Below are 21,641 nucleotides of genomic sequence, written 5' to 3'. Positions count from 1 at the left end.
TGCCGTTAATGGCTTGTACAAACCTGAAGTCGTACAGCACTAACATCTTCACAAGTTCTCCTCGACGAAGAATCGCGGCAGGATCAACGTAAATTGTAAAGCCCCCAGAGCCCGTGGCGTAGCTAATCAGACGCCATTCTGCATGGGCGGGAACACAATTCAAGAAAATGAAGGCGAGCAGCGACCAAACAATAGTGATGAACATAAGAATCCTTCGGAGGGAGGCACATTCTAGAAGGCTAGGAACAAAGGTGCAAGCCTGGGTCCCATAGTGAGAAAGATGGTTGCTGTGCCGGGGCTCGCGTTGCAACATAGCAGGTTAGGAAGAGAGGAAAAGCAGATGGATTGGTTGCGGGGAGGCGATTCGGTCACGATTTAACCCCACGGTGATCATTGCCTTAACGGCGTGAATTCCCACCTAGCACTGGTTGCGGGGTCCGGTTTTAGCGGCATTTCACACTCCCACCTTATCACCGCACCTAGAATCTCGGCAAAGTAACTGCGGGCAGGATTTCGAGCACTGATGTCAGTTTTAAATACACGTAGTTCGCACCACCTGTTACTTGCGTGTTGTTTGTGTCTTACTTAGAATGACTCACCCGCAAGGCCCTTATGGCGGTCGTTCGCCCCTACCTCCATATTCCGTGTTGAGGGCGTCATTGGGGATCGGCGCTTGGTGAGTGCAATTTCTGAAGGTAGAAGACCATTAGGAATCTCAAATGCCAGAACCCTTCGAGTTTTTGTTGCCTCGTCCGGGGAGGTCTCTGAAGAGCGCCAGACATTGGGAAAAGTCGTCGATGAAGTCAATCAAACGCATGGACCCCGCTCGGCTATCGATTGGAGCTTGTGCAATAGCAGACGTACACTGCACCGGGGGCCGGTCGTCCGCAACAGGTGATTAACGATCAGATCGGCGAGTACGACATCTTTATCGGCATTATGTGGCGGCGCTTTGGTACGCCGACCGGCGTAGCAGGCTCAGGCACGGAAGGTGAGTTTCGGATCGCGTACAAGCGATGGCAAGAGAATCCGCAAATCGCTCTGATGTTCTATTTTTGCCAGGAGCCATTCTTAAGACGCGATGAATCAAACTGTCTATAAGCTATTGGGGGGAATACTGATGGTCCTTGGCTATGGTATTTTCGTTGTGGGTGTAGGTTTTGCTTATGCTTATAGTCTGACTGGATATATTATTCTTGTTGTATGTCTGGTAGCGTAATTTTGGAAGGAGAGCTTTCTGTGAGACCAGTTCCTTCAGTCAGTTCGGGCTCCGCAAATTCAACATCATCTCCCTAGGTGCCGGAAGCACGGAAGCCTCTGTCACTTAGCTCCATTTCTTCCGTAGCTTCCCCACGTTGAAAGAATATGAATTGCATTTGCGAAAGCGGATTGTTGAATCCATCTAGCTTTTGATGAGTGATATGAGTGAAGCGCTGGAAGAACACAGAGAGCTGATGCACTACACGGATGCGGGTGGCCTGCATGGAATAATTTCAAAAAGGACACTTTGGGCTAGCCATACATCATTTATGAATGACACGGAAGAAATACTGGGCTTTTATAGTCGTGTCCTTCCAATGATTCTAAGACAGGAGCTTGAGCAATTAGTCATCGACTCCGGGGATTTTGCGGACAACGTCAAAGATGCGAGTCGGCTAGGAATAGACTTGATCGACGATACAGTGAAAACATGGGTTGAAAGGCTTAAGGAATTGACAAAGGCACAAGATTACTTTGTGACCTCTTTTTGCACCGCAACTAATGATTGGATTTCCCATAATGGGCTTCTTAGTCAGTGGCGAGCGTATGGGGAAGATGGGGGATACGCCATCGTGTTCGACGCTGAGAAGTTGCACTCCTTACTCGTAGCTGAAGGCAAACTATATTATGAGGAACAACTGAATAAGACTGATGTTGAATACAATCTTGCCCAGTTTTCAGACATAAAGTCGGCACAAGTCAGGAAGTGCCTTGTTGATTTGCAGAGGTCTGTATATGCCCAGTTAAGGAATCAGCACATAGATTATGCGGATGCTGCTGAGAATGTGTGCAAGTTGTCGATGCTCTGCAAACACAGAGGTTTTGAAGAAGAGAAGGAGGTTCGAATAGTAGTCAGAGAACCTTCTCTTATTATGGGGCAAGACTTGCAGAATCAAAGTGGACAGCCTTATCGTAGAATATGTAGCTACATTCGCAACGGTGTGTCGGTGCCTTGTATTCACCTGTTTGAGGGTCAGGAGTTGGATGCCTTACCAATACGACGCGTCATAGTTGGCCCTCATTCAGATAAGGTGGATCGAAAAAGAGCCGTCGAACTTCTCCTCCGCGAGCACAATGTCAATGCGGAAGTGCTTACTTCCGAGACACCATATCGGGGAAAGTAGATTCTTACGCCGCATTTCCCGCCTTTCTGTCCGGTTTTCCTTTTCCGTGCGTCCGGGGTATAGTCGTCGCCGAGGCCGCACTGGTAGGCCACCCGATGAATCGGCTTTCTCCCCGGTTCGCGCGGCCTCGATATTCCCCCGGAGGAGCGTCACACATAAAGGAAGCATCGATGCCTTCCGATCAGAATCAGCCCGCTATTTTTTCACGCAGCGGGATTTGAACGGAGGAATTCTTCGGCTTTGCTTCAGCAGCTGTTGGTGAATCAGGATAAAGAAGAGAGGGTAGGGTTTTGGTTGCGGGGAGAGGATTTGAACCTCTGACCTTTGGGTTATGAGCCCAACGAGCTACCAGGCTGCTCCACCCCGCGAAGGGAGACTAACAAAGCGTTGAATGACAAGTCAAGTTAAGGAGTTGTTTGATTGCATTCTCGGAACCACGATGATAAAGCCAAGGTATGCGTATCGTCTTCATGGGCACACCAGACTTCGCCGTCCCGTCGCTCGAAGCACTCCTAAGCTCAAGCGATCAGGTTGTGGGAGTTGTGTGTCAGCCGGATCGTCCGAAGGGACGGGGGCATCAGGTTGTCGCGCCGCCTGTGAAGCAGGTGGCGGAGCGTGCCGGGATTCCTGTGTTGCAGCCGCTCAAGATCCGTACCCCGGAGTTTTTGCAAGCCTTGTCGTCCTGGCAGCCGGATGTGATCGCTGTTGCTGCGTATGGCCGCATTTTGCACAAGCCGATTCTTCAGCTTCCTCCGATGGGCTGTGTGAATGTGCACGGGTCGCTCTTGCCGAAATATCGAGGGGCTGCTCCGGCTCAATGGGCCGTCATCAATGGGGAGACTGAGACGGGCATTACGACAATGCTCATGGATGAAGGCATGGATACCGGGGCTATGTTACTCCAAGCGAAGTTGGAGATTTTGCCCGACGATACGGCCGGGACATTGGCGCTACGCCTGGCTGCACTGGGTGGACGACTGCTTATTGAGACACTTGCCCAGCTGAAAGCCGGGACGTTGGTACCGACCAAGCAAGACGATCATCAGGCGACTATGGCCCCGCTGCTAAAAAAAGAAGATGGTCTTATCGACTGGACGCTGACTGCGGCGTCGCTGGCCAATCGAGTGCGAGGGTTGTCTCCCTGGCCGGGCGCTTATACGTTTCTGGGTGATGAGCGCTGGAACGTTTGGAAGGCGGTGGCGCAGGTGAGTGTGACCACTGGCACACCAGGAACGATAGTCGCGGTGAATAAACACTCGATCTTGGTGGCAACCGGCGATGGGCTTCTTGAGATCCGCGAAATCCAGACTGCCAATTCGAAGCGCATGGCGGTGGCCCAATTCCTGGCCGGCCACCGGGTGACCATGGGGCAACAACTTGGATCCCCGCCGAATACCGTAGTCGGCTGACTATTCCACGGCCTCGACCTCGACAACTTTCCATGCCTGATACAGGTAAGCTGCCAAGTTCCATCAAATATTCACCACGGTCTGTTGCACTGTCCGTCTTGCTCGCAAGTCAGCGAGGTGATCGTGCCCTTGATGAGGTGCTGGATCAACGGGTGAGGTCGGTTTCAGACCCGCGTGACCGTGCGCTGATCATGGAGCTTGTCTATGGGGTACTTCGAAGGCAGGAGACCCTCGACTGGCGGTTGAGCGCAGTACTCACCAAGCCCCTTCATCGGCTTCCTGCCTTGGTCCAAATGCTGCTTCGTATTGGCGTCTATCAACTTCTTTATCTCGATCGCATTCCCGCGTCTGCTGCGGTCCACGAAGCCGTCGAGTTGGCTAAGGCCTCTACACAACAGCTGGGACGAGATTGGAGTGCGTTGGTGAATGCGGTCTTGCGCAACCTTATTCGGTTACCCGTTCCGAACTTGCCGGATCCAGCGATCCATCCGGCGGAATATCTGTCGGTCAGCTACGGCATTCCTTTGTGGCTGAGTCAGCGGTGGCTCGCACGATTGGGATATGCCCAGGCAGAGTCAGCTTGTCAGGCGGCTGGCGCAATCCCTTCACTCACCTTTCGGGTCAATCGGACGCGATTGATGAGGGACGCTCTCCTGGAACAGTTTGCGAAAGCCGGGGTCACCGCCCAGGCAACCAGCATCAGCCCAGTGGGAGTGAAGCTAGACAAGGGGCAGGATGTGTCCTCGCTCCCTGGATTTGAGACCGGTGACTACTATGTCGAAGATGAAGCGGCGCAACTCATTCCACCGATCCTTGCCCCTCAGCCCGGTGAGTCGATTCTGGATGTCTGTGCCGCTCCCGGAGGGAAGGCCACGCATCTTGCCGAGCTCATGGGTGATCGAGGAACGATCGTCGCGGTTGATCTCAAAGCCTCAAGGCTAGAACTGCTCCGAGACAATTGTCGAAGGCTGGGGTTGAACAGTATTGTCCCAATCGTGGGTGACGCGAGGCGCCCCTCTGACTGGCCGAAGGAAATTACGATGTCTCGTGATGCGGGTCTGCCCGTATTCGACCGTATTCTGGTTGATGCCCCGTGCAGCGGACTTGGCGTTTTGCGGCGCCATCCAGAGTCGAAAGGCCGGCGCGAGGACGCCACATTCGCTCGACACCAGACACTACAGAGGCAGATCCTTGAATCGGTCGCTCCCTGCTTGCGGCTTGGCGGCGTGCTAGTCTATAGTACCTGCTCGACAGAAACAGAGGAGACCGAAGAGGTTATTAACTGGTTTTGCAAGGCCTATCCAGGATGGATGCGTGAATCTGTGGCTCCCTGGCTTCCTCCCGCTGCGCGTCCCTTCGTGACTGAGCAGGGGGCGCTCTCCACCATGTGTAATTGCGTCGGAATGGACGGGTTCTATGCCGTTCGTCTCAGGAAGATGAGCTAATGGCACAATCGATCTCTATCGCACCGTCGATTCTCTCCGCTGATTTTGCCCGATTGGCGGAAGAAATCGCCGCCGTGGAGCAGGCCGGGGCCGATCTTCTGCATGTGGATGTGATGGACGGCCATTTCGTGCCCAACCTGACGGTAGGGCCACCCATTGTCGAAAGCCTGAGAAAGGTCACTAAGCTTCCACTTGATGTGCATCTCATGATCACCAATGCGGATGCCTTTATTCCTGATTTTGTGGATGCCGGGGCCGACTATTTGACCGTGCATGTTGAGGCCTGTCCGCATCTCCACCGCACGATTCAGTCGATCAAGGAACGGGGAATCAAGGCCGGAGTGACGCTGAATCCTGCTACGCCCATTTCCCTTCTGCAAGACATTATCGGTGATGTCGATCTCGTCTTGATCATGTCCGTCAATCCAGGTTTTGGTGGGCAAAAATTCATTCCGTCGGTGCTCAAAAAAATCGCGGACGCGCGAGGCATGTTGGATCGGATCAACAGCCACGCCCTGCTCGAAGTCGACGGCGGTGTGAAGGTGGACAATACGAGGGAGATCGTGGCTGCCGGCGCGACGACGTTGGTCGCAGGATCAGCGATCTTTTCTCAACGCGACTATAAGGCGACGATCGCGGCCCTGCGGGCAGCCGCTCAGACAGCCATTCAATCCACGCCGCCTGCGGCAGTCAATCGATAGGCCATTCAGCGTGGATATCTCCAGCGTCATCGACAGCCTGCATCCCCTTGAAATCAAAGTTCTGATGACATTGGGCACTCGTCCCGTCGGTACTGCTCTAGAAAGTGAACAACTGGCGGAGGCCGCAGAGCTGGAGCCGTCTCAACTCAGTATGGCCATTGAATGGCTCTTGGCCAAGGCGCTCATCACTGTGCACAAGGAGACGGTGACGCCCATCGTGTCCCTGACGAAAACCGGGGAAGAGTATCACCAGACGGCGGCACCGATTGAGCGCGTGCTGACTGCAGCACGTGACGCGACCAGCACTGGAAAACGGCTGACGATTCCTGATCTTCAATCGCAAGGAGGCTTGGATCCTTCCGATGTCAGTAAAGCTGTCGGACGACTCAAAAAAGAGGGTGTGCTCCTGATCATCCAGGGGGGGTGTATTGAGACGACCGGGCGACCAAGTTCGACAGCGGATGCGCTCAGAACACTCCTAGGACAGCTCCATGGATCGCCGAAGGAGTTGAATAGTTTTACAGAGACTGATCGACAGGTCATCGAAGATTATGCGGTGAAACGAGGTAATGCCAAGGAGCCTTTCCGAGTCGATGAACGTGTGACGCGCTCGTTCGTCTTGTCCCCTGCCGGCACCAGGGCTGTTGCACAACTGATGAACCAGGGATTGATGGAGGAAGTCTCACAACTAAGCCCTGAACTGCTCAAGGACGGCAGCTGGCGCCAGAAACGATTCCGGAAATACACCATCAGCCTTCGGGCGCCCCGTGTCGGAACCGGGAAAAAACATCCGTATCGGGAGTTTTTGGATACGGTCAAAGCCAAGCTTGTGAGTATGGGTTTCCAGGAGATGCGTGGGGGCTTGGTGGAAACTGAGTTTTGGAACATGGACGCGTTGTTCATGCCGCAATTCCACCCGGCTCGTGACATTCATGATGTCTATTTTGTGAAACAACCGACCCATGCCTCCATGGCGGATGAGTCCATCTTGTCGAAGGTCGGCAAGGTGCATGAAAACGGTGGAAAGACTGGCTCCTCCGGCTGGGGGTATGCGTTTGATCTGCAGCGTGCCAAACGCCTAGTGTTGCGCAGCCAAGGAACTGCGGTTTCAGCACGAACATTGGCGGCCTCGCCCGATATTCCAGGGAAATACTTTTCAATCGCCCGCTGTTTTCGTTACGACCAAGTCGATGCCACCCACGCGACGGATTTTTTCCAGGTGGAAGGGATCGTCGTTGGAGAGGACATCAATTTCCGCACGCTCTTGGGGTTGCTCAATTTGTTTGCTCATGAAGTGGCGCAAGCGAAAGAGGTCAAGTTTCTGCCGGCGTACTTTCCCTTTACCGAACCATCGGTTGAGCTCCACGTTCGGCACCCTCGGTTGGGGTGGATGGAGCTTGGGGGGGCAGGGTTGTTCCGACCGGAAGTCACCGTGCCGCTTGGTGTGACAGCGCCCGTGATCGCCTGGGGACTCGGGCTGGATCGGATGGCGATGGTGGCCTTGGGGATTCACGATATTCGAGAGCTCTTCACCGATAATCTAGAGCTGATTCGGACCACCCGAGGATTGTTCTAACTGTTGCCATGCCCACGATCACCATTTTTAAAGATGACTTCGAAGCTCTGTTGAAGGGCACTCCTGCCACCAGACGATCGGTCTCGATCGAGCAGGTGGAAGAGTGGCTGATGCTGGTGAAGGGCGAACTGAAGGGTCACAATTCCGAGACTGGGGAACTGCGCATCGAATTACAAGACAGCAATCGACCGGATTTGTGGTGTTGCGAGGGCATTGCGCGGCAGATTCGAATCAAGCAACAGGGGAAGTTCACGCAATATCCGTTCTTGGTCGGGAAGCCAAAGCCCAAAGCGAAGGTTATCGTGAAGCCTGGGATGGAACAGGTCCGTCCCTATGTGGCCGCCTGCGCAGCCAGGGGGTATCGAGTGACTTCGCAGGGGTTGGCCCAGCTGATTCAGACGCAAGAAAAATTGGCGGAGATTTTCGGTCACAAGCGTAAGACGGTTTCCATTGGCATCTACCAACTCTCCAAGATCACTTTCCCCGTGACGTATGAGCTGGTGAAACCCACTGAGGCTCGCTTTACCCCGTTGGGAATGGAGACGGTGATGACTCTGTCGGAGATGCTCCTGGTCCATCCGAAGGGGGTTGAATACGGCGGAATTCTGACGGGAGCCAGCCGTGTTCCGATCCTGCGAGACGCAACCAACCAACCGCTGTCCTTTCCCCCGATCATCAACAGTCGAGAGGTCGGTGAGGTGGAGGTAGGCGATGATCAGCTGTTCGTCGAAGTCACCGGGACAGACTTGCCGATGGTCGTGTTGACCTTGAACATTTTTGCGGCCAATCTTGCCGATCGCGGGGCGATGATCGAGCCGATCGCTATCGAGTACCCTAAACGTACCCCACTGGGTAAACGAGTGACCACGCCACAGGATTTGAAGAAGAGCAAGACGATCCCGATCCGCACGATCGAGCAGGCGCTTGGCCAAGGGTTGGGGATCAAGGTCGTCAAGCAAGCGCTTGAGGTCTATGGGTATGAAGTGTCCGCGGGGAAGGACTCTGTTCGGGTCAAGCTGCCGCCCTATCGGCAGGACCTGATGCACACGATGGATGTGGTGGAAGATGTGGCGATGAGCCGCGGGTACGCGGAGTTTACACCGGTCATGCCTGCACAGTTTACGGTCGGCGGATTGTCCCGCATTGAACAGGTCTCCGATCGTGCCCGGGAGTTGATGGTGGGATTAGGATTTCAGGAGATTATCTCCAATATCCTTGGTTCGCCGGAGCAGTATTCCGGGCATATGCGAATTGACGAGACGGAATGGGGGCAGATGGTCAAGGTCGACAATGTGATGACGTTGAACTTCTCCTGCCTGCGACAATGGATGTTGCCCTCGCTGCTGCGCATCGAAGCCGCTTCGAGTCGGGCATTTTACCCTCACCGCCTCTTCGAAGCCGGTGATGTTGCCATTCCTGACGCAACCCACGAGGTGAGGTCCCGGACAGAGACCGTCTTAGGAGCAGTGATCGCCCATGCCGCCGCGCATTTTTCGGAGATTCACTCCTGCCTGGATACACTGTTCTATCATTTGGGGATAGAGTACAGGCTGGAACCGGTCCCGCACCCGTCGTTCTTAGAAGGTCGTGCCGGGTGTGTTCTCGTTGCCGACAAGCCTGTCGGCGTGATCGGCGAGGTCCATCCCGAAGTCCTCGAGCGTTGGCAGATCACTATGCCGGTTGTTGCGTTCGATGTAAACCTGTCGCAGTTGATCGAACAAAAGTGACCAGCCGACACCGAACGTTGTTCGGGTAAGACACATCAAAGTTTGGATGTAGTGCGAAACTCACAAGGGGGAGCGACGTCCTGTTGCTCCCCCTCATCTTGTCTCTGACTAGAGACGGGCAGGTGAGGCTATGCTGCTGCCGGCACGTGTTGCTTGGCTAGACCCACTAATTTCTCAAATCCGGTAGCGTCCTTGATGGCCATATCGGAGAGAACTTTGCGATCCAACAGCACGTTTGCTTTCTTGAGGGCGTTCACAAACCGGTTATAGGTCAGCCCGTGATTCCGGACCGCAGCGCTGATGCGGGCGATCCACAACTGCCGAAAATCCCGCTTTCGGTTCTTGCGACCGGTATAGGCGTAGGTCAATCCCTTATCAACACTTTCCGTTGCTGAACGGAACAACCGGCTTTTCCCGCCGTACTGACCTGACGCCAGCTTGATCCGCTTCTTCCGTCGGGCTCTCGTTTTTGGTCCACCTTTTGCGCGAGGCATGATTCATTGCTCCTTTTGGGTCTTAAAATTCACAACACGACACGATCGCCGTCTATGCATACGGCAGGAGTCGATTCAATGCAGAAACAACCGTGGAATCCACTACTGCTGTTCCGCTCAGGCGGCGCTTCCGGTCGTGTCGTTTGCTGGTCAGTATGTGCCGCTTGCCCGCCTTGCGGCGGACAATCTTGCCGCTTCCTGTTTTGGTAAATCGTTTGCTCGTTCCTGAATGCGTCTTCATTTTCATGTGAGAGGTTCCTTTAGTTGAGCAATCGCTGCGCTGTACGTTAGTGTTTCGGAGCGACGATCATGATCAAACTGCGTCCTTCCATACGAGGAGCATACTCGATCGTGCCGGCTTGTGCCAACTGTTCTATGACGGAGTTCATCACTGCACGCCCCATCTCTTGGTTGGCCATTTCTCGCCCACGATAGGTGAGGGTCACTTTGGTCTTATTGCCTTCTTCTAAGAATGTCTTCATCTGTCGGACTTTGATTTCAAGATCGTGCTTATCGGTCCGTGGGCGCAACTTGATTTCCTTCACCTGTGTGGACTTTTGGTGGCGCCGGTTTTGATGATCCTTTTTGCTCAGCTCATACTTATACTTCCCAAAGTCCATAATTCTACAGACTGGGGGGACCGAAGTAGGAGCGACTTCCACCAAATCGTGGCCAGTCTCTTGGGCCTGGCGAAAGGCATCCGCCGTCTGAAGGATGCCGAGCTGTTCTCCCTCTGGGCCAATGACACGAACTTCTCGGACTCGAATTTCACGATTCACACGTAATTTGGGGACGATAGGCCACCTCTCTCTTAGTGGGTGTGTTGAAGCTCTCGCTGGGTATGTTTGAGCTCAGATTGCAACAGATTCACGATCTCAGCCACTGTCATATTGCCTAAAGTGGCCCCACTTCGGCCTCGGACTGAGAGTGTGCCATTCTGGACTTCTCGATTCCCTGCCACCAACATGAACGGGACCTTTGCCTTTTCAGCCTCGCGAATCTTGAATCCAATCTTTTCATTTCGCAGATCCGCTTCGGCCCGGAAGCCGGCTGCTTTCAATTGTGCCACAACGGCACTGACATAGTCCTGCTGCTGATCAGTGATGTTGATGACCACTGCTTGTACGGGTGCCAACCAGGTCGGAAAGGCACCGCCGTAATGCTCAATCAGAATGCCGAAGAACCGTTCAATCGATCCCATCAGGGCACGATGGATCATGATCGGGCGATGGGCTTTCCCGTCTTCTCCGATATAGCTCAAATCAAACCGCTCGGGATTGTTGAAGTCCACCTGGACCGTGGAACATTGCCATGAGCGGCCTAGCGCATCTCTGATCTTAATGTCGATCTTGGGGCCATAAAACGCTCCGCCTCCAGGATCCAGTTGAAAGGCAATGTTGCGACTTTTCAGTGCGGATTCCAAGGCGTTGGTGGCCAATGTCCAATGTTCATCACCGCCGACCGATTCCTTCGGTCGTGTGGAGAGAAACACTTCGAATTCAGTGAATCCAAATGTTTGAAGCACGAAAAATGTAAAGTCCAATACCCGGCTGACTTCCGCTTCCATCTGATCAGGCCGGCAGAAAAGGTGAGCATCGTCTTGTGTGAATCCGCGTACGCGCATGAGTCCATGTAGGACCCCGGTCCGTTCGTAGCGGTAGACGGTCCCTAGCTCACCATATCGAATGGGGAGATCTCGATAGCTTCGCAGGTGAGACTGATAGATCATGATGTGGTACGGGCAATTCATCGGTTTGAGTTGGTACTCGCTGCCCTCCAGCTTCATGGACGGAAACATGTTTTCCCGATAGTAATCGAGGTGTCCGCTGGTTTTCCAAAGGTCGAGCCGGGCCGTATGCGGGGAGTAGACCAGGTTGTATCCGTCGCGAATATGTTGTTCTCGCCAGAAGTTTTCAATCAACAGACGGATTGCCGCTCCCTTTGGATGCCAGAGCACGAGACCGGGACCGATTTCATCCTGGATGCTGATCAAGTCCAGTTCTTTTCCGACTTTTCGGTGGTCACGGCGCTTAATCTCTTCCAATCTGGCCAAATAGGCTTCGACTTCGGCCTTGGTCGGAAAGGACGTCCCGTAGATGCGCTGCAACATCGGGTTTCGTTCATCGCCGCGCCAGTACGCACCGGCAGTAGTGAGCAGTTTGAGAGCCCCGATATAGCCGGTTGTTGGAAGATGAGGGCCGCGGCACAGATCGACAAAATCACCCTGTGTGTATGCGGTAATCGGTTCGCCGTCGGGAAATCCTTGAATCAACTCGACCTTGTACTGTTCACCACGAGCCGTGAAAAAATCGATGGCTTCCTGTTTGGAAAACTCCCTCCGCGTAATGGGGAGATTGCGTTGAATGATGTCCGCCGCACGAGCTTCGATCTTTTCGAGATCTTCCGGTGTGAAGGGGCGTTCGAAGGAAAAGTCGTAGTAAAAACTATCGTCCAACGCTGGGCCAATCGTTAGTTGGGCCGAAGGAAACAGCTCTTTCACCGCTTGAGCCATGACGTGGGTACTGCTGTGGCGGTAGACCTCCCGACCGTCCGCACTATCAAACCGAAGCGGTTCGATCAGTGTGCCATCTGCAAGAGGCCGTGATAGGTCAACGACGGTTCCATCCACCTTGGCTGCGAGCACATCCTGTCCGGCCACTCCCAGTGAGGAAAGGGCAGTCCCCACGGTATCACCCGCTCTTGTCTCTGTACTGTGGCCGTCTTTGAGCGCAATCTTCATAAGAGTTCTACCGCCAATCGGGGACACAAAGAAACCCAGACGCCTCGCCTCTGCTAACGACAGCCCCTCACTCATTTCAACTATGGTAGGCGCGGACGGTCTTGAACCGTCGACCTCTACCGTGTCAAGGTAGCGCTCTCCCCCTGAGCTACGCGCCTATCAAGAAGAGGAGGCATGCTAATATAGCCTCGCCGACACTGTCAAGAAAACGAAAGAGAAGACAGTCGCCCTTCAGGAAACTGAAGGAGCTACCACCTTCTCTTCCTATATTCTGTCGGCACTCCTGGCGAAATCTATTTCACCGCAGAGCGAAGCTCTTTCCCTGCTGAAAATTTCGGCACTTTCGCCGCCGGAATCCGGAGTGACTGGCCCGTTCTTGGGTTCCTCCCCATTCGTGCTTTCCGCTTAGAAAGCGTAAAGGTGCCAAAATTGACAAGAGAGACACGTTGTCCTTTCTTCAGCGAAGAGGTCACCGCACCGGTAAATGCCTCAAGGGCAGTTCCCGCTGCGACTTTGGTGATCCCAGCCGAAGCGGCCATCTTCGCGATCAGCTCTTCCTTTGTCATAATGTTCCTCCTTATTAGGTGGTGGAGAAATGGAGAAAATGACTCCGGTGGCACTGCACTGGCACACTTACGCACTACGATTCGCTCTCAGTTTAGTCTGTTTCAGCGGAATATGCAGATTGACGATCTTTTTTCGCAACGTGTTCCGGTTGAGTCCGAGCAATTCTGCGGCCTGAATCTGATTGCCTCGTGTTTCTTGCAGGGCCGAGGTGATGAGAGGGCGCTCCACGGCGGAAATGAGAATCGGGTGGAGGTTCCTTGCGGACCCGTTGCGCATTCCTTTGACGAATTCACCCATTTTCACCTCCAAATAATTTTCCAGAGACCCATCTTGGGTCTTGCTCGGTCGGAGGCTGTTCGGTGTGATCATCGCTTGGATCATGGTCAAGGTTTGCCGTAAGACCGCGGATGAACCTTGGATGAAAAGGGTGTGGGCAAAATCGAGATGATCGCGCCATGCCGTGACGGAATCCCGGGTGCCCGATAGTTCCTCGATGATGACCTCCGCATGCTGGTGTGGCGATTCCATCTGAAAGGTCTGAGCATCAGGGAAGATGTTGATTGAGGCATCCGTAAAGACCTGTTGAACTTGAGCCTGGACGGCCGGATCCTTCGTGAGCAATACAATGCTGTATGTCGATGATGACGCTGGCATGAAGGCACCATGTAGAAGAAGTGCGCGGATTATTGCCCGGGGCTGAATCGATGTCAATCGGATTTTCGGCCAGGGCCTTCTGGCGGACAGCTTTCCTGCCACTGTGGTGCGTGGGGAACGAGCAGGGATTCAATGGCTTGGAGATGAGTGGGGAAATCGGATTTCGGAGGCTGTGGTAAAAATGAGAAGCAAAGGTGAAAATACTTAGATCTTCGGTAGGTTGTGAGCTTGACGCGGGAGGACCGTGCTTGACAGTGTCTTCTACGGGAAGGTAGAGTGTTGATCTCAAATTCCTACAGGAATTGTAAAGAATGAAAATGTCAAAGCGTGTGAGTTATGGAATCCTGGTCGCCGTTGATCTGGCCATTCACGCGAATGATGCGCCGATTCAAGCGAAAGCGGTCTCAAAACGCCAGGGCATTCCGCTCCGTTTTCTGGAACAGGTGCTCCACACTATGAAGAATGCCGGCTTGGTCGAAAGCCATCGCGGAGCACAGGGTGGATATCTGTTGTCACGCAAGCCGGTAGACCTTTCGCTGGCCGCGATATTTGAATCCCTTGAAGGGCCGGTCTTTCATCGGTCTGGCGTCAGCCCGCTCCCTCGACATCGGCATATGGGGAAATCTGATCTCCTGCTCGGTGATGTGTGTGATCAGCTTCAACAGGCGGAACGGAAAGTCCTCGAGAGCATCACGGTCGAACAGTTGGCGGCACGCCAGCGCCTCGAGGATGCGCAACGCAGCCCGATGTATCACATCTGAAATAGAACAGAAGTCTTCCCGCAAGCGATTGAAGGAGTGACCCATGAATGACGCCGCATCTCTCACCGTCCCACATATTGAAACACAACCGATTCCAGCCACCATTCTGGAAGAAATTGAAACCTTTGAAGTCGAGGCTATGCGGACATTGGCGGGAGACGTTTCCACGGACCTCTTCAAGCCGTTCCGATTACAGTACGGCATTTATGGTCAGCGTCAGCCGGGAGTGCAGATGGTACGGGTCAAGATTCCATTCGGTGGGATTACTGCGAACCAGCTCCGCCGTGTGGCTGAATTGGCTGACTGCTATGCCACTGGCGTTGGGCATGTCACGACCAGGCAAGACATTCAAATGCACTTTGTCGAGCTGAAAGATGTGCCGACCATCATGCGAGGGCTTGCCGAAGTTGGTCTGACCACGCGCGAGGCCTGTGCGAACACAGTTCGCAATGTGACGGCCTGCCACCTGGCCGGCGTGTGCCAAGGCGAAGTCTTTGATGTGACACCCTATGCCAAGACGGTCGCATACCATCTGCTCCGGAACCCCTTGAATCAAAGTCTGCCTCGCAAGTTTAAGATTGCATTTTCCGGTTGTGCGCACGACTGTGCCCTCACACCGATTCACGACATCGGCTTGCTCGCAGTGAAACGAGCGGACGGGGTCATCGGATTTCGTATGGTTGCAGGTGGAGGGTTGGGTTCTACGCCTCGGATCGCGCAGTTGCTCCGAGAATTCACTCCGATGGAGGAGCTGATTCCTAGTATCGAAGCCGTCATCAAGGTGTTCGATACCCTTGGCAATCGGAAAAACCGGAACAAGGCGCGCATGAAGTTCGTCATCGATAAGTTAGGCTTCGAGGAATTCAAACGCCGATGGGAAGCCGCCTATGTCTCAATGGGACACACACTTCCGAACAATGGCTCGATCGCCTTGCTGCCCTATCAGGATGCACCTCCGGCCCTCATCATGCCGACTCGCAATGGGACGGCCAATGGCAATGGGAATGGGAATGGGAATGGAACATATCCGATCGGTCACGAGACCCCATTTGAGATGTGGAAGCGGACCAACGTCGTCCGTCAAAAGCAGGATGGGTACGTGACGGCTGCGATCAAGCTCTTTATGGGCGATATCACCTCCCAACAGCTGTTGTTTGTTGCGGATCTGGCAGAACGGTACTCCAATGGGAATCTTCGCACGACGATTAATCAGAATCTGGTCATCCGTTGGATTCCCGCTGAGCAGACCCCGCATCTCTATGAGGATCTGGCGTCTCACGGATTGGCTGATCCCGGCGCTGAACTCGTCGAGGACATCATCGCCTGCCCGGGAACTGATACCTGTGGACTAGGCATCACTTCATCAAAAGGGCTGGCGAGAGCCTTGGCCGAGGTATTCCCTGCCGGGCGGGTCCCGGAAGAGTTGGCGGGGGTGGATATCAAAATCAGTGGTTGCCACAACTCTTGCGCTCAGCATCATATCTCCACGATCGGGTTGCATGGAGTCGGGAAGCGAATCGGGGAGCATGTGGCACCGCACTATGAATTGCACCTGGGCGGGTCGGTCAACGGTACGGCTAAGATCGGTCAGATGATCGTGAAGCTGCCGGCGAAGGCGGTTCCGGCGGCGCTTTCCCATTTGATCGACGTGTATCGGCGCGATCGTCAGGCGAATGAAAGCCTGCCGAAGTTTATTGCCCGTGCGGGAAAGCCCAAGCTGAAGGACGAGTTGATTCCCTATACGATCGTTCCCTCTTACGAAGAGGATTCCACTTTCTACTATGACTGGGAAGGGGAGGACGAATTTATTTTGGAAGATCTCGGTCCAGGCGAATGTGCCGGCGGTGCACTGGAGATGATCGAAAACGGAATTCTGGAGGCGGATCAAGAGCTCTATCAAGCGAAACTGCTGGTCGAGAAGCATCAATATTCAGTGTCGGTGAACAAGTCATATCGAGCAGTGTTGGCGGCGGCCAAGGCCCTGTTGGTGACCGAAGGGCTGGAGCCGTCGACCGATTCCGAAACGTTTATGGAATTCGACGGTCGGGTTGCCCAAAAGGGTGTTGTTCCCTCCATCTATCGAGACCTCAACAAAAAGGTCGGCGATCTCGGTCCCAAGGAAACGTCGCCCGAATCAGCGCGTGAGAAGATGGCGTTCGCCAAGGGCTTTGTTGAAGCCTGCCGCGTCGCCACGGATCAGATGGGGAAGGATCTCAAACTGTCGACGGTGAAAGAAGAGCAGATTCCTGCTGTACCGACGCCGACGGAGACAAAGCCGGCTATTCCAATTGCAACCGGTGCGCCGGTCTACGACCTGCGTGGGGTTGCCTGCCCAATGAACTATGTGAAGACCAAGCTGAAGCTCGAAATGATGGACGCGGGGGACAAGCTGGAAGTCTGGTTGGATGCGGGAGAGCCGATCAAGAACGTGCCCATGAGCCTCAAGAATGACGGGCACAAAGTCTTGATCCAAGAGGAGCTGGAACCGGAAGCCTCGCACTATCGCATTCTGGTTGAGAAGGTCGAGGGCTAGCGTGGGGAATTCTGATTTTAAGGCGATCAGCGACTCGTTCGAGGCGAAGCAACCACAAGATATGTTGGCCTACGCCATTGAAAAGTACCAGCCGAAGATTGTGTTGGCCTGCAGTTTTGGAGCCGAAGATGTGGTCCTCGTCGATATGGTGCATCGTATCAATCCCGCGGTGCCGTTGTTCTATCTCGATACTGATTTCTTGTTCCCCGAAACCTATGCGACGAGAGAGCGAGTGATCGAACAGTACGAGCTCCGGCCGGCACAAGTCATCCAAGTGAAGTCGCTGCTGACTCCGCAGCAACAAGCGGAATCCTACGGTGAGGAGCTGTGGACACGTGAACCCGATCGGTGTTGCCACCTTCGGAAAGTTGAACCACTGACCCGTGTCCTTAGGGGGTACAGTGCATGGATCACTGGTATCAGGCGCGACCAAGCCCCATCAAGAGTGAATGCCGGGTTGATCGAGTGGGATCAGAAATTCGAGTTAGTGAAAATCAATCCGTTGGCTCGATGGACATTGGCCGATGTCTGGACCTACATCAAGGTCTACGAAGTCCCCTACAATCCGCTGCATGATCAGAATTACCCCAGCATCGGCTGCACCTACTGTACTGCCCCTGTGGCGCCTGGCGACGACCCGCGGGCCGGGCGCTGGAAGAATTTTGCCAAGACAGAGTGCGGGCTCCACAGGTCGTAACATGGCATTTCACGAGATTCTCGCAAAAATTGCCAAGGGTCCCAAAGCGTCTAAAGACCTTACATGGGACGAGTGTAAGCAAGCGATGAAGGCCTTAGTCGAGGGTGAAGCAAGCCCGGCCCAAGTCGGGGCTTTCCTCATCGCCATGCGATTCAAGATGGAGTCCGTCACGGAGTTAGCAGGACTGACCGCTGCCGCTCGACAATATGTGCCACCACTTGCCGTCTCACGGAAGTTGGCGTTGGTGGATGTGCCGACGTACGCGGGGAAGCAGGACACGTTTCATGCAATCGTCGCGGCCTCGATCGTGGCGGCAGCCGCTGGGGCAGCAGTCCTGATGCATGGCTATGATGGTATTCCTGGGCGGCCTGGCGCGGCTGGGGTATTAAAGGCTTTGGGGGTTCGAGTAGATGCTGAACCCAAGCAGGTTGCCGAAGAGGTGAACCGAAGCGGCTTCGCCTACCTGGACATCGGACTCTACCACCCGCCGGTCTATCGTTTTCTAGAAATGCGTCAGACGATAGGCGTCAGGAACGTGTTTCACCCGATCGCCAGATTGCTGAATCCGGCTCGGGCGAAGGTGCAAGTGGTGGGGTTGTCGCATCCGCCTCATTTTGAAAAGACCGCTGAAGCCCTACGGATCCTCGGATGTCCCCATGCGCTGGTTGTGCGTGGGGTCGAGGGTGATCCGGAGTTGTCGGCTTCAATGGCGACCAGGGTATTGGAATTGCGCGATGAACGGATTACCCCGATCGGTGTGGCGCCCAAGGATTTCGGCTTGGCATTCGCCCCATCCCGGGAGATGGCAGGATTTCCGCCGGATCAGCGAGAGAAGGAGGCGGATCTCCTTCGCCGAATCCTCCAGAATCGAGTACAGGGCGGTCAAAAGGATTGGGTGGTGATGAATGCCGCGATGTTACTGTACGCCGTCGGGAAGGGCGTGTCGCTTGCGGCTTGTTTCCCGGCGGCTCGCGCTGCGATTGATGGCGGCGCGGCGGCTCGTAAGCTTGAGGATCTCGTCAGGCAGTCGGTGGCGGCCTAGGACAAGAATCGGAAAGAACAGACGTTATGAAACACCTTCGTCAACTGGAAGATCAAAGTGTGTATATCCTTCGAGAGGCGTACAAGCATTTCAGCAATCTCGCCATGCTCTGGTCTATGGGCAAGGATTCCACCGTGCTGCTGTGGCTCGCCCGCAAGGCGTTCTTCGGCCATGTGCCGTTCCCGTTGCTCCATGTCGACACCAGCTACAAGATTCCGGCGATGATCGAGTATCGCGACCGACTTGCACGTGAATGGCGATTAGATTTGGTCGTTGGCCAAAATAAAGAAGCGTTGGCAACCGGCATGAACCATACGATGGGTCGGGTCGTCTGTTGTACGGCGCTGAAGACGAACGGCCTCAAGCAACTGTTGGAGAATAAGGGCTATACCGGGGTGATTCTTGGGGTCCGTGCTGATGAAGAAGGGACGAGGGCCAAGGAGCGGTATTTCTCGCCAAGGGATAAACATGGCGATTGGGATTTCCGCGATCAGCCGCCCGAACTCTGGGATCAGTACAAAACCACGTTCCCGCCGGGCACTCACATTCGCATTCATCCGCTCCTGGATTGGACAGAAATCAACATTTGGGAATACATCAAACTCGAAAGTATTCCCTTCATCGATCTCTATCTCGACAAAGGCGATGGCACACGCTACCGCAGCCTTGGCTGTGCGCCCTGCACGACCCCGATCAAGTCGACGGCCAAGACGGTGGATGACATTATCGACGAGTTACGGCATACGACGGTGGCCGAACGCTCAGGTCGAGCACAGGACGAAGGACGAGGAATGGAGCTGCTGCGAAAAGATGGATACATGTGAACCGCATGCTGAAATAAGCATCCAGCTTCGTTCTCGGTCGCTCGGCTCCGTCAACGTACTCATCTCGTACGCCTCCGGACCCTCGCTCCCTGCGGCCTTGCTGAACGATCATTTTGAGCAATCGGTGAAGGAGTGTCAGGAGTCATGACGACGCAATCAACCAAGCCATCAGAAAATCTCAATATCGTGATCGTTGGTCATGTGGATCATGGCAAGTCCACACTGTTGGGTCGACTCTATGCCGATACCGGGTCGCTCCCTGATGGGAAGCTGGAAAAAGTACAGGCCATCTGCAAGCAGCAAGGGAAAGAGTTTGAATTCGCGTTTCTCTTTGACGCGTTTCTTGAAGAACAGGAGCAGGGGATTACGATCGACACGGCCCGTACATTTTTCATGTGGAAGGGGCGGCAGTACATCATCATCGATGCCCCCGGACACAAGGAGTTCCTGAAGAACATGATTTCCGGTGCCGCGCGCGCCGAGGCAGCCTTGCTGCTGATCGATGCCCTGGAAGGTGTGAAGGAGCAGTCAAAGAAGCACGGATATCTCTTATCACTGCTCGGCGTGCGGCAATTTGCGGTGGTCGTGAATAAGATGGATCTGGTCGGCTATCGGCAGGATGTATTCGACGGAATCGAAAAAGAGTATCGGGAATTCTTGGGTCAGTTCAAAGCCGTGCCGTCTCAGTTCATCCCAGTGAGTGCCAAGCTCGGTGACAACATCGCCAATCGCAGTGGACAGATGTCCTGGTACAGCGGTCCCACGGTCTTGGATACACTCAGCGCATTCCGGAAAGAGACAGCTCGTTCGGAGCAGCCCCTTCGACTGCCCGTGCAGGATGTCTATAAGTTCGATGCCCGTCGTATCATCACCGGGCGTATTGCTGCAGGACGTCTCAAGGTCGGTGATCACCTGGTCTTTTCGCCCTCGAACAAGCGCGCGAATATCAGGACGGTCGAGGCGTTCAATATCGAGCCGCAGCCGACTGAGGGCCAGGCCGGTCAATCCATCGGCATCACGCTCGATGAGCAGATTTTTGTGGAGCGGGGTGAGATCGCGTCGCATCAAGAAAGCCTGCCAAGCGTCTCGACTGCCTTTCGAGCCAACTTGTTCTGGCTCGGGAAGAGGCCGCTGGAAAAGGGCCGAAAGTATCTGTTGCGCGTCGCCACCAAGGAGGTGGATTGCGAGGTGGCTTCGATCCACCGAATCATCGACACGATGGATCTGGCTCAGCAGCAGGGCAGTAGCAGTGTCGGCAAGAACCAAGTGGCCGAACTGACCTTGCGCACGAAAGCTCCGGTTGCTTTCGATCTATCAGCGTCGTTCGAAGCGACAGGACGGTTTGTCCTGGTCGACGAGTACGATATCGCGGGTGGGGGGATCGTCACGGAACTGGTGCATGATGATCAGGAATTTCTCCGCGAAGAAGCCAGACGGCGTGATTTTGCGTGGGTGAAGGGTGAAGTCACCGTCGAGGATCGTGCACAGCAATACGGCCATCGAGCGGCGATCGTCTTGATTACCGGCGGCCGACATACTGGCAAATCGTTCTTGGCCAGAAGACTCGAAGGACGCCTCGTGGCGGATGGGCGCCATGCCTATCTCTTGGACGGAGAAAATCTGCGCCGAGGGCTGGATGCGGATCTCAGCGAAGAAGAGCGGGGGCAGACCACAGAGATGGCACGGCGCTACGGTGAAGTGGCGCGTCTGCTCATGGATACCGGTCTGATTGTCGTCTCGACTACGAACCCCTTCGGACTGGCTTATCGAGAAGCCTCAGAGGCCATTAGGACCCTCGTCCATCCCGCGCCGGTTATCGCGGTGCACATGAGCAAGGCCGCAGAGGAGCTTCCACCAAATACGGATGTGGTTTTTGTTGGCCCCACAGATTTTGACGCTGCCACTGCACGCATTCTCGACGAATTAAAGCGTCGTGGTGTTTTAGCCCAGGCCATCGGGGCCAAGCCGGTCTTTCAGTATTCCATCTAGAGCAGCGGCAACCGACGTAATCGAACACGTTGACCGTCGAGTCGTGTCGATTCTGACATTGCTTCCCGTATGAGTAAGACGGCAGAAGAGTCACTGCC

20 protein-coding genes and 2 tRNA genes are annotated in these 21,641 nt (G+C 54.5%); 13 read left to right on the top strand and 9 right to left on the bottom strand.

Translation table 11 applies throughout. From position 1 onward, the window contains the following. The coding region (locus tag ACYX34_RS01925; RefSeq protein ID WP_462074861.1) for a hypothetical protein at positions 1-205 on the bottom strand (205 nt) is incomplete at its 3' end. A gap of 689 nt (positions 206-894) precedes the next feature. Here ACYX34_RS01925 and ACYX34_RS01920 point away from each other — a divergent pair. Continuing rightward, positions 895-1,101 (top strand): hypothetical protein, encoded by a 207-nt coding sequence (locus tag ACYX34_RS01920; protein WP_462074860.1) that lies wholly within the window; start codon positions 895-897, stop codon positions 1,099-1,101. A 320-nt stretch (positions 1,102-1,421) separates the two neighbouring features. After that, a complete protein-coding gene (locus ACYX34_RS01915) occupies positions 1,422-2,384 on the top strand; it encodes a DUF2971 domain-containing protein (protein WP_462074859.1) in 963 nt (320 codons plus the stop codon). A 291-nt stretch (positions 2,385-2,675) separates the two neighbouring features. On the opposite strand, the gene ACYX34_RS01910 is transcribed toward ACYX34_RS01915, so the two are convergent. Beyond that, a tRNA-Met gene (locus ACYX34_RS01910) sits at positions 2,676-2,752 on the bottom strand. Between the two features lie 87 nt (positions 2,753-2,839). Here ACYX34_RS01910 and fmt point away from each other — a divergent pair. From fmt to pheT, 5 genes are read left to right on the top strand one after another with little or no spacing between them, the layout of a single operon-like run. Further along, positions 2,840-3,793 carry a methionyl-tRNA formyltransferase gene (gene fmt, locus ACYX34_RS01905; protein WP_462074858.1) on the top strand — a complete coding sequence of 318 codons (954 nt, stop codon included), beginning with the start codon at positions 2,840-2,842 and terminating at the stop codon, positions 3,791-3,793. Between the two features lie 32 nt (positions 3,794-3,825). Next, positions 3,826-5,238, top strand: a complete 1,413-nt coding sequence (gene rsmB, locus ACYX34_RS01900) for a 16S rRNA (cytosine(967)-C(5))-methyltransferase RsmB (RefSeq protein ID WP_462074857.1) — start codon at positions 3,826-3,828, stop codon at positions 5,236-5,238. Next, entirely contained in the window at positions 5,238-5,939 is a 702-nt protein-coding gene (rpe, locus tag ACYX34_RS01895) for a ribulose-phosphate 3-epimerase (RefSeq protein ID WP_462074856.1), read from the top strand. Before rsmB ends, rpe begins: the two co-directional genes overlap by 1 nt. Before the next feature lie 10 nt (positions 5,940-5,949). After that, entirely contained in the window at positions 5,950-7,515 is a 1,566-nt protein-coding gene (gene pheS / locus ACYX34_RS01890) for a phenylalanine--tRNA ligase subunit alpha (RefSeq protein WP_462074855.1), read from the top strand. An 8-nt stretch (positions 7,516-7,523) separates the two neighbouring features. Next, a complete protein-coding gene (gene pheT / locus ACYX34_RS01885; protein WP_462074854.1) occupies positions 7,524-9,242 on the top strand; it encodes a phenylalanine--tRNA ligase subunit beta in 1,719 nt (572 codons plus the stop codon). Between the two features lie 128 nt (positions 9,243-9,370). On the opposite strand, the gene rplT is transcribed toward pheT, so the two are convergent. The 7 genes from rplT to ACYX34_RS01850 all read right to left on the bottom strand — a co-directional run bounded on the left by rplT (position 9,371) and on the right by ACYX34_RS01850 (position 13,697). Beyond that, positions 9,371-9,736, bottom strand: a complete 366-nt coding sequence (rplT, locus tag ACYX34_RS01880; RefSeq protein WP_086424793.1) for a 50S ribosomal protein L20 — start codon at positions 9,734-9,736, stop codon at positions 9,371-9,373. A gap of 52 nt (positions 9,737-9,788) precedes the next feature. Continuing rightward, entirely contained in the window at positions 9,789-9,983 is a 195-nt protein-coding gene (gene rpmI / locus ACYX34_RS01875; protein ID WP_462074853.1) for a 50S ribosomal protein L35, read from the bottom strand. 40 nt (positions 9,984-10,023) lie between these two features. Further along, the gene (gene infC, locus ACYX34_RS01870) at positions 10,024-10,515 is read right to left on the bottom strand and encodes a translation initiation factor IF-3 (RefSeq protein WP_245630884.1); all 492 of its coding nucleotides are present in this window, start codon (positions 10,513-10,515) and stop codon (positions 10,024-10,026) included. A gap of 32 nt (positions 10,516-10,547) precedes the next feature. Further along, complete coding sequence (thrS, locus tag ACYX34_RS01865; protein WP_462074852.1) at positions 10,548-12,476, bottom strand: threonine--tRNA ligase; 1,929 nt, start codon at positions 12,474-12,476, stop codon at positions 10,548-10,550. A gap of 83 nt (positions 12,477-12,559) precedes the next feature. Then, positions 12,560-12,634: transfer RNA gene (locus ACYX34_RS01860), tRNA-Val, on the bottom strand. Between the two features lie 135 nt (positions 12,635-12,769). Next, complete coding sequence (locus ACYX34_RS01855; RefSeq protein ID WP_462074865.1) at positions 12,770-13,057, bottom strand: HU family DNA-binding protein; 288 nt, start codon at positions 13,055-13,057, stop codon at positions 12,770-12,772. Between the two features lie 52 nt (positions 13,058-13,109). Then, positions 13,110-13,697 carry a helix-turn-helix domain-containing protein gene (locus ACYX34_RS01850; RefSeq protein ID WP_462074851.1) on the bottom strand — a complete coding sequence of 196 codons (588 nt, stop codon included), beginning with the start codon at positions 13,695-13,697 and terminating at the stop codon, positions 13,110-13,112. A gap of 311 nt (positions 13,698-14,008) precedes the next feature. On the opposite strand from ACYX34_RS01850, the gene ACYX34_RS01845 reads away from it, so the two are divergent. From ACYX34_RS01845 to ACYX34_RS01820, 6 genes are all read left to right on the top strand, one after another. Then, positions 14,009-14,458 carry an RrF2 family transcriptional regulator gene (locus tag ACYX34_RS01845; RefSeq protein WP_462074850.1) on the top strand — a complete coding sequence of 150 codons (450 nt, stop codon included), beginning with the start codon at positions 14,009-14,011 and terminating at the stop codon, positions 14,456-14,458. Between the two features lie 43 nt (positions 14,459-14,501). After that, positions 14,502-16,991 carry a sulfurtransferase TusA family protein gene (locus ACYX34_RS01840; protein WP_462074849.1) on the top strand — a complete coding sequence of 830 codons (2,490 nt, stop codon included), beginning with the start codon at positions 14,502-14,504 and terminating at the stop codon, positions 16,989-16,991. A gap of 1 nt (position 16,992) precedes the next feature. Next, positions 16,993-17,688, top strand: coding sequence for a phosphoadenylyl-sulfate reductase (locus ACYX34_RS01835; protein ID WP_462074848.1), 696 nt, complete (start codon positions 16,993-16,995; stop codon positions 17,686-17,688). Between the two features lies 1 nt (position 17,689). Beyond that, positions 17,690-18,730: an anthranilate phosphoribosyltransferase gene (trpD, locus tag ACYX34_RS01830; RefSeq protein WP_462074847.1), complete on the top strand. Its 1,041-nt coding sequence runs from the start codon at positions 17,690-17,692 to the stop codon at positions 18,728-18,730. Positions 18,731-18,756: 26 nt separating this feature from the next. Then, positions 18,757-19,554: a sulfate adenylyltransferase subunit CysD gene (gene cysD / locus ACYX34_RS01825; protein WP_462074846.1), complete on the top strand. Its 798-nt coding sequence runs from the start codon at positions 18,757-18,759 to the stop codon at positions 19,552-19,554. A 144-nt stretch (positions 19,555-19,698) separates the two neighbouring features. After that, on the top strand, positions 19,699-21,543 hold the full coding sequence (locus tag ACYX34_RS01820) for a GTP-binding protein (RefSeq protein ID WP_462074845.1): 1,845 nt from the start codon (positions 19,699-19,701) through the stop codon (positions 21,541-21,543). Positions 21,544-21,641: the final 98 nt, after the last annotated feature.

It is taken from the genome of Nitrospira sp. CMX1, from assembly GCF_054902215.1.
The sequence above is the reverse complement of the archived record's forward strand: the minus strand, read 5'-3'. Positions and strand labels throughout refer to the sequence as shown.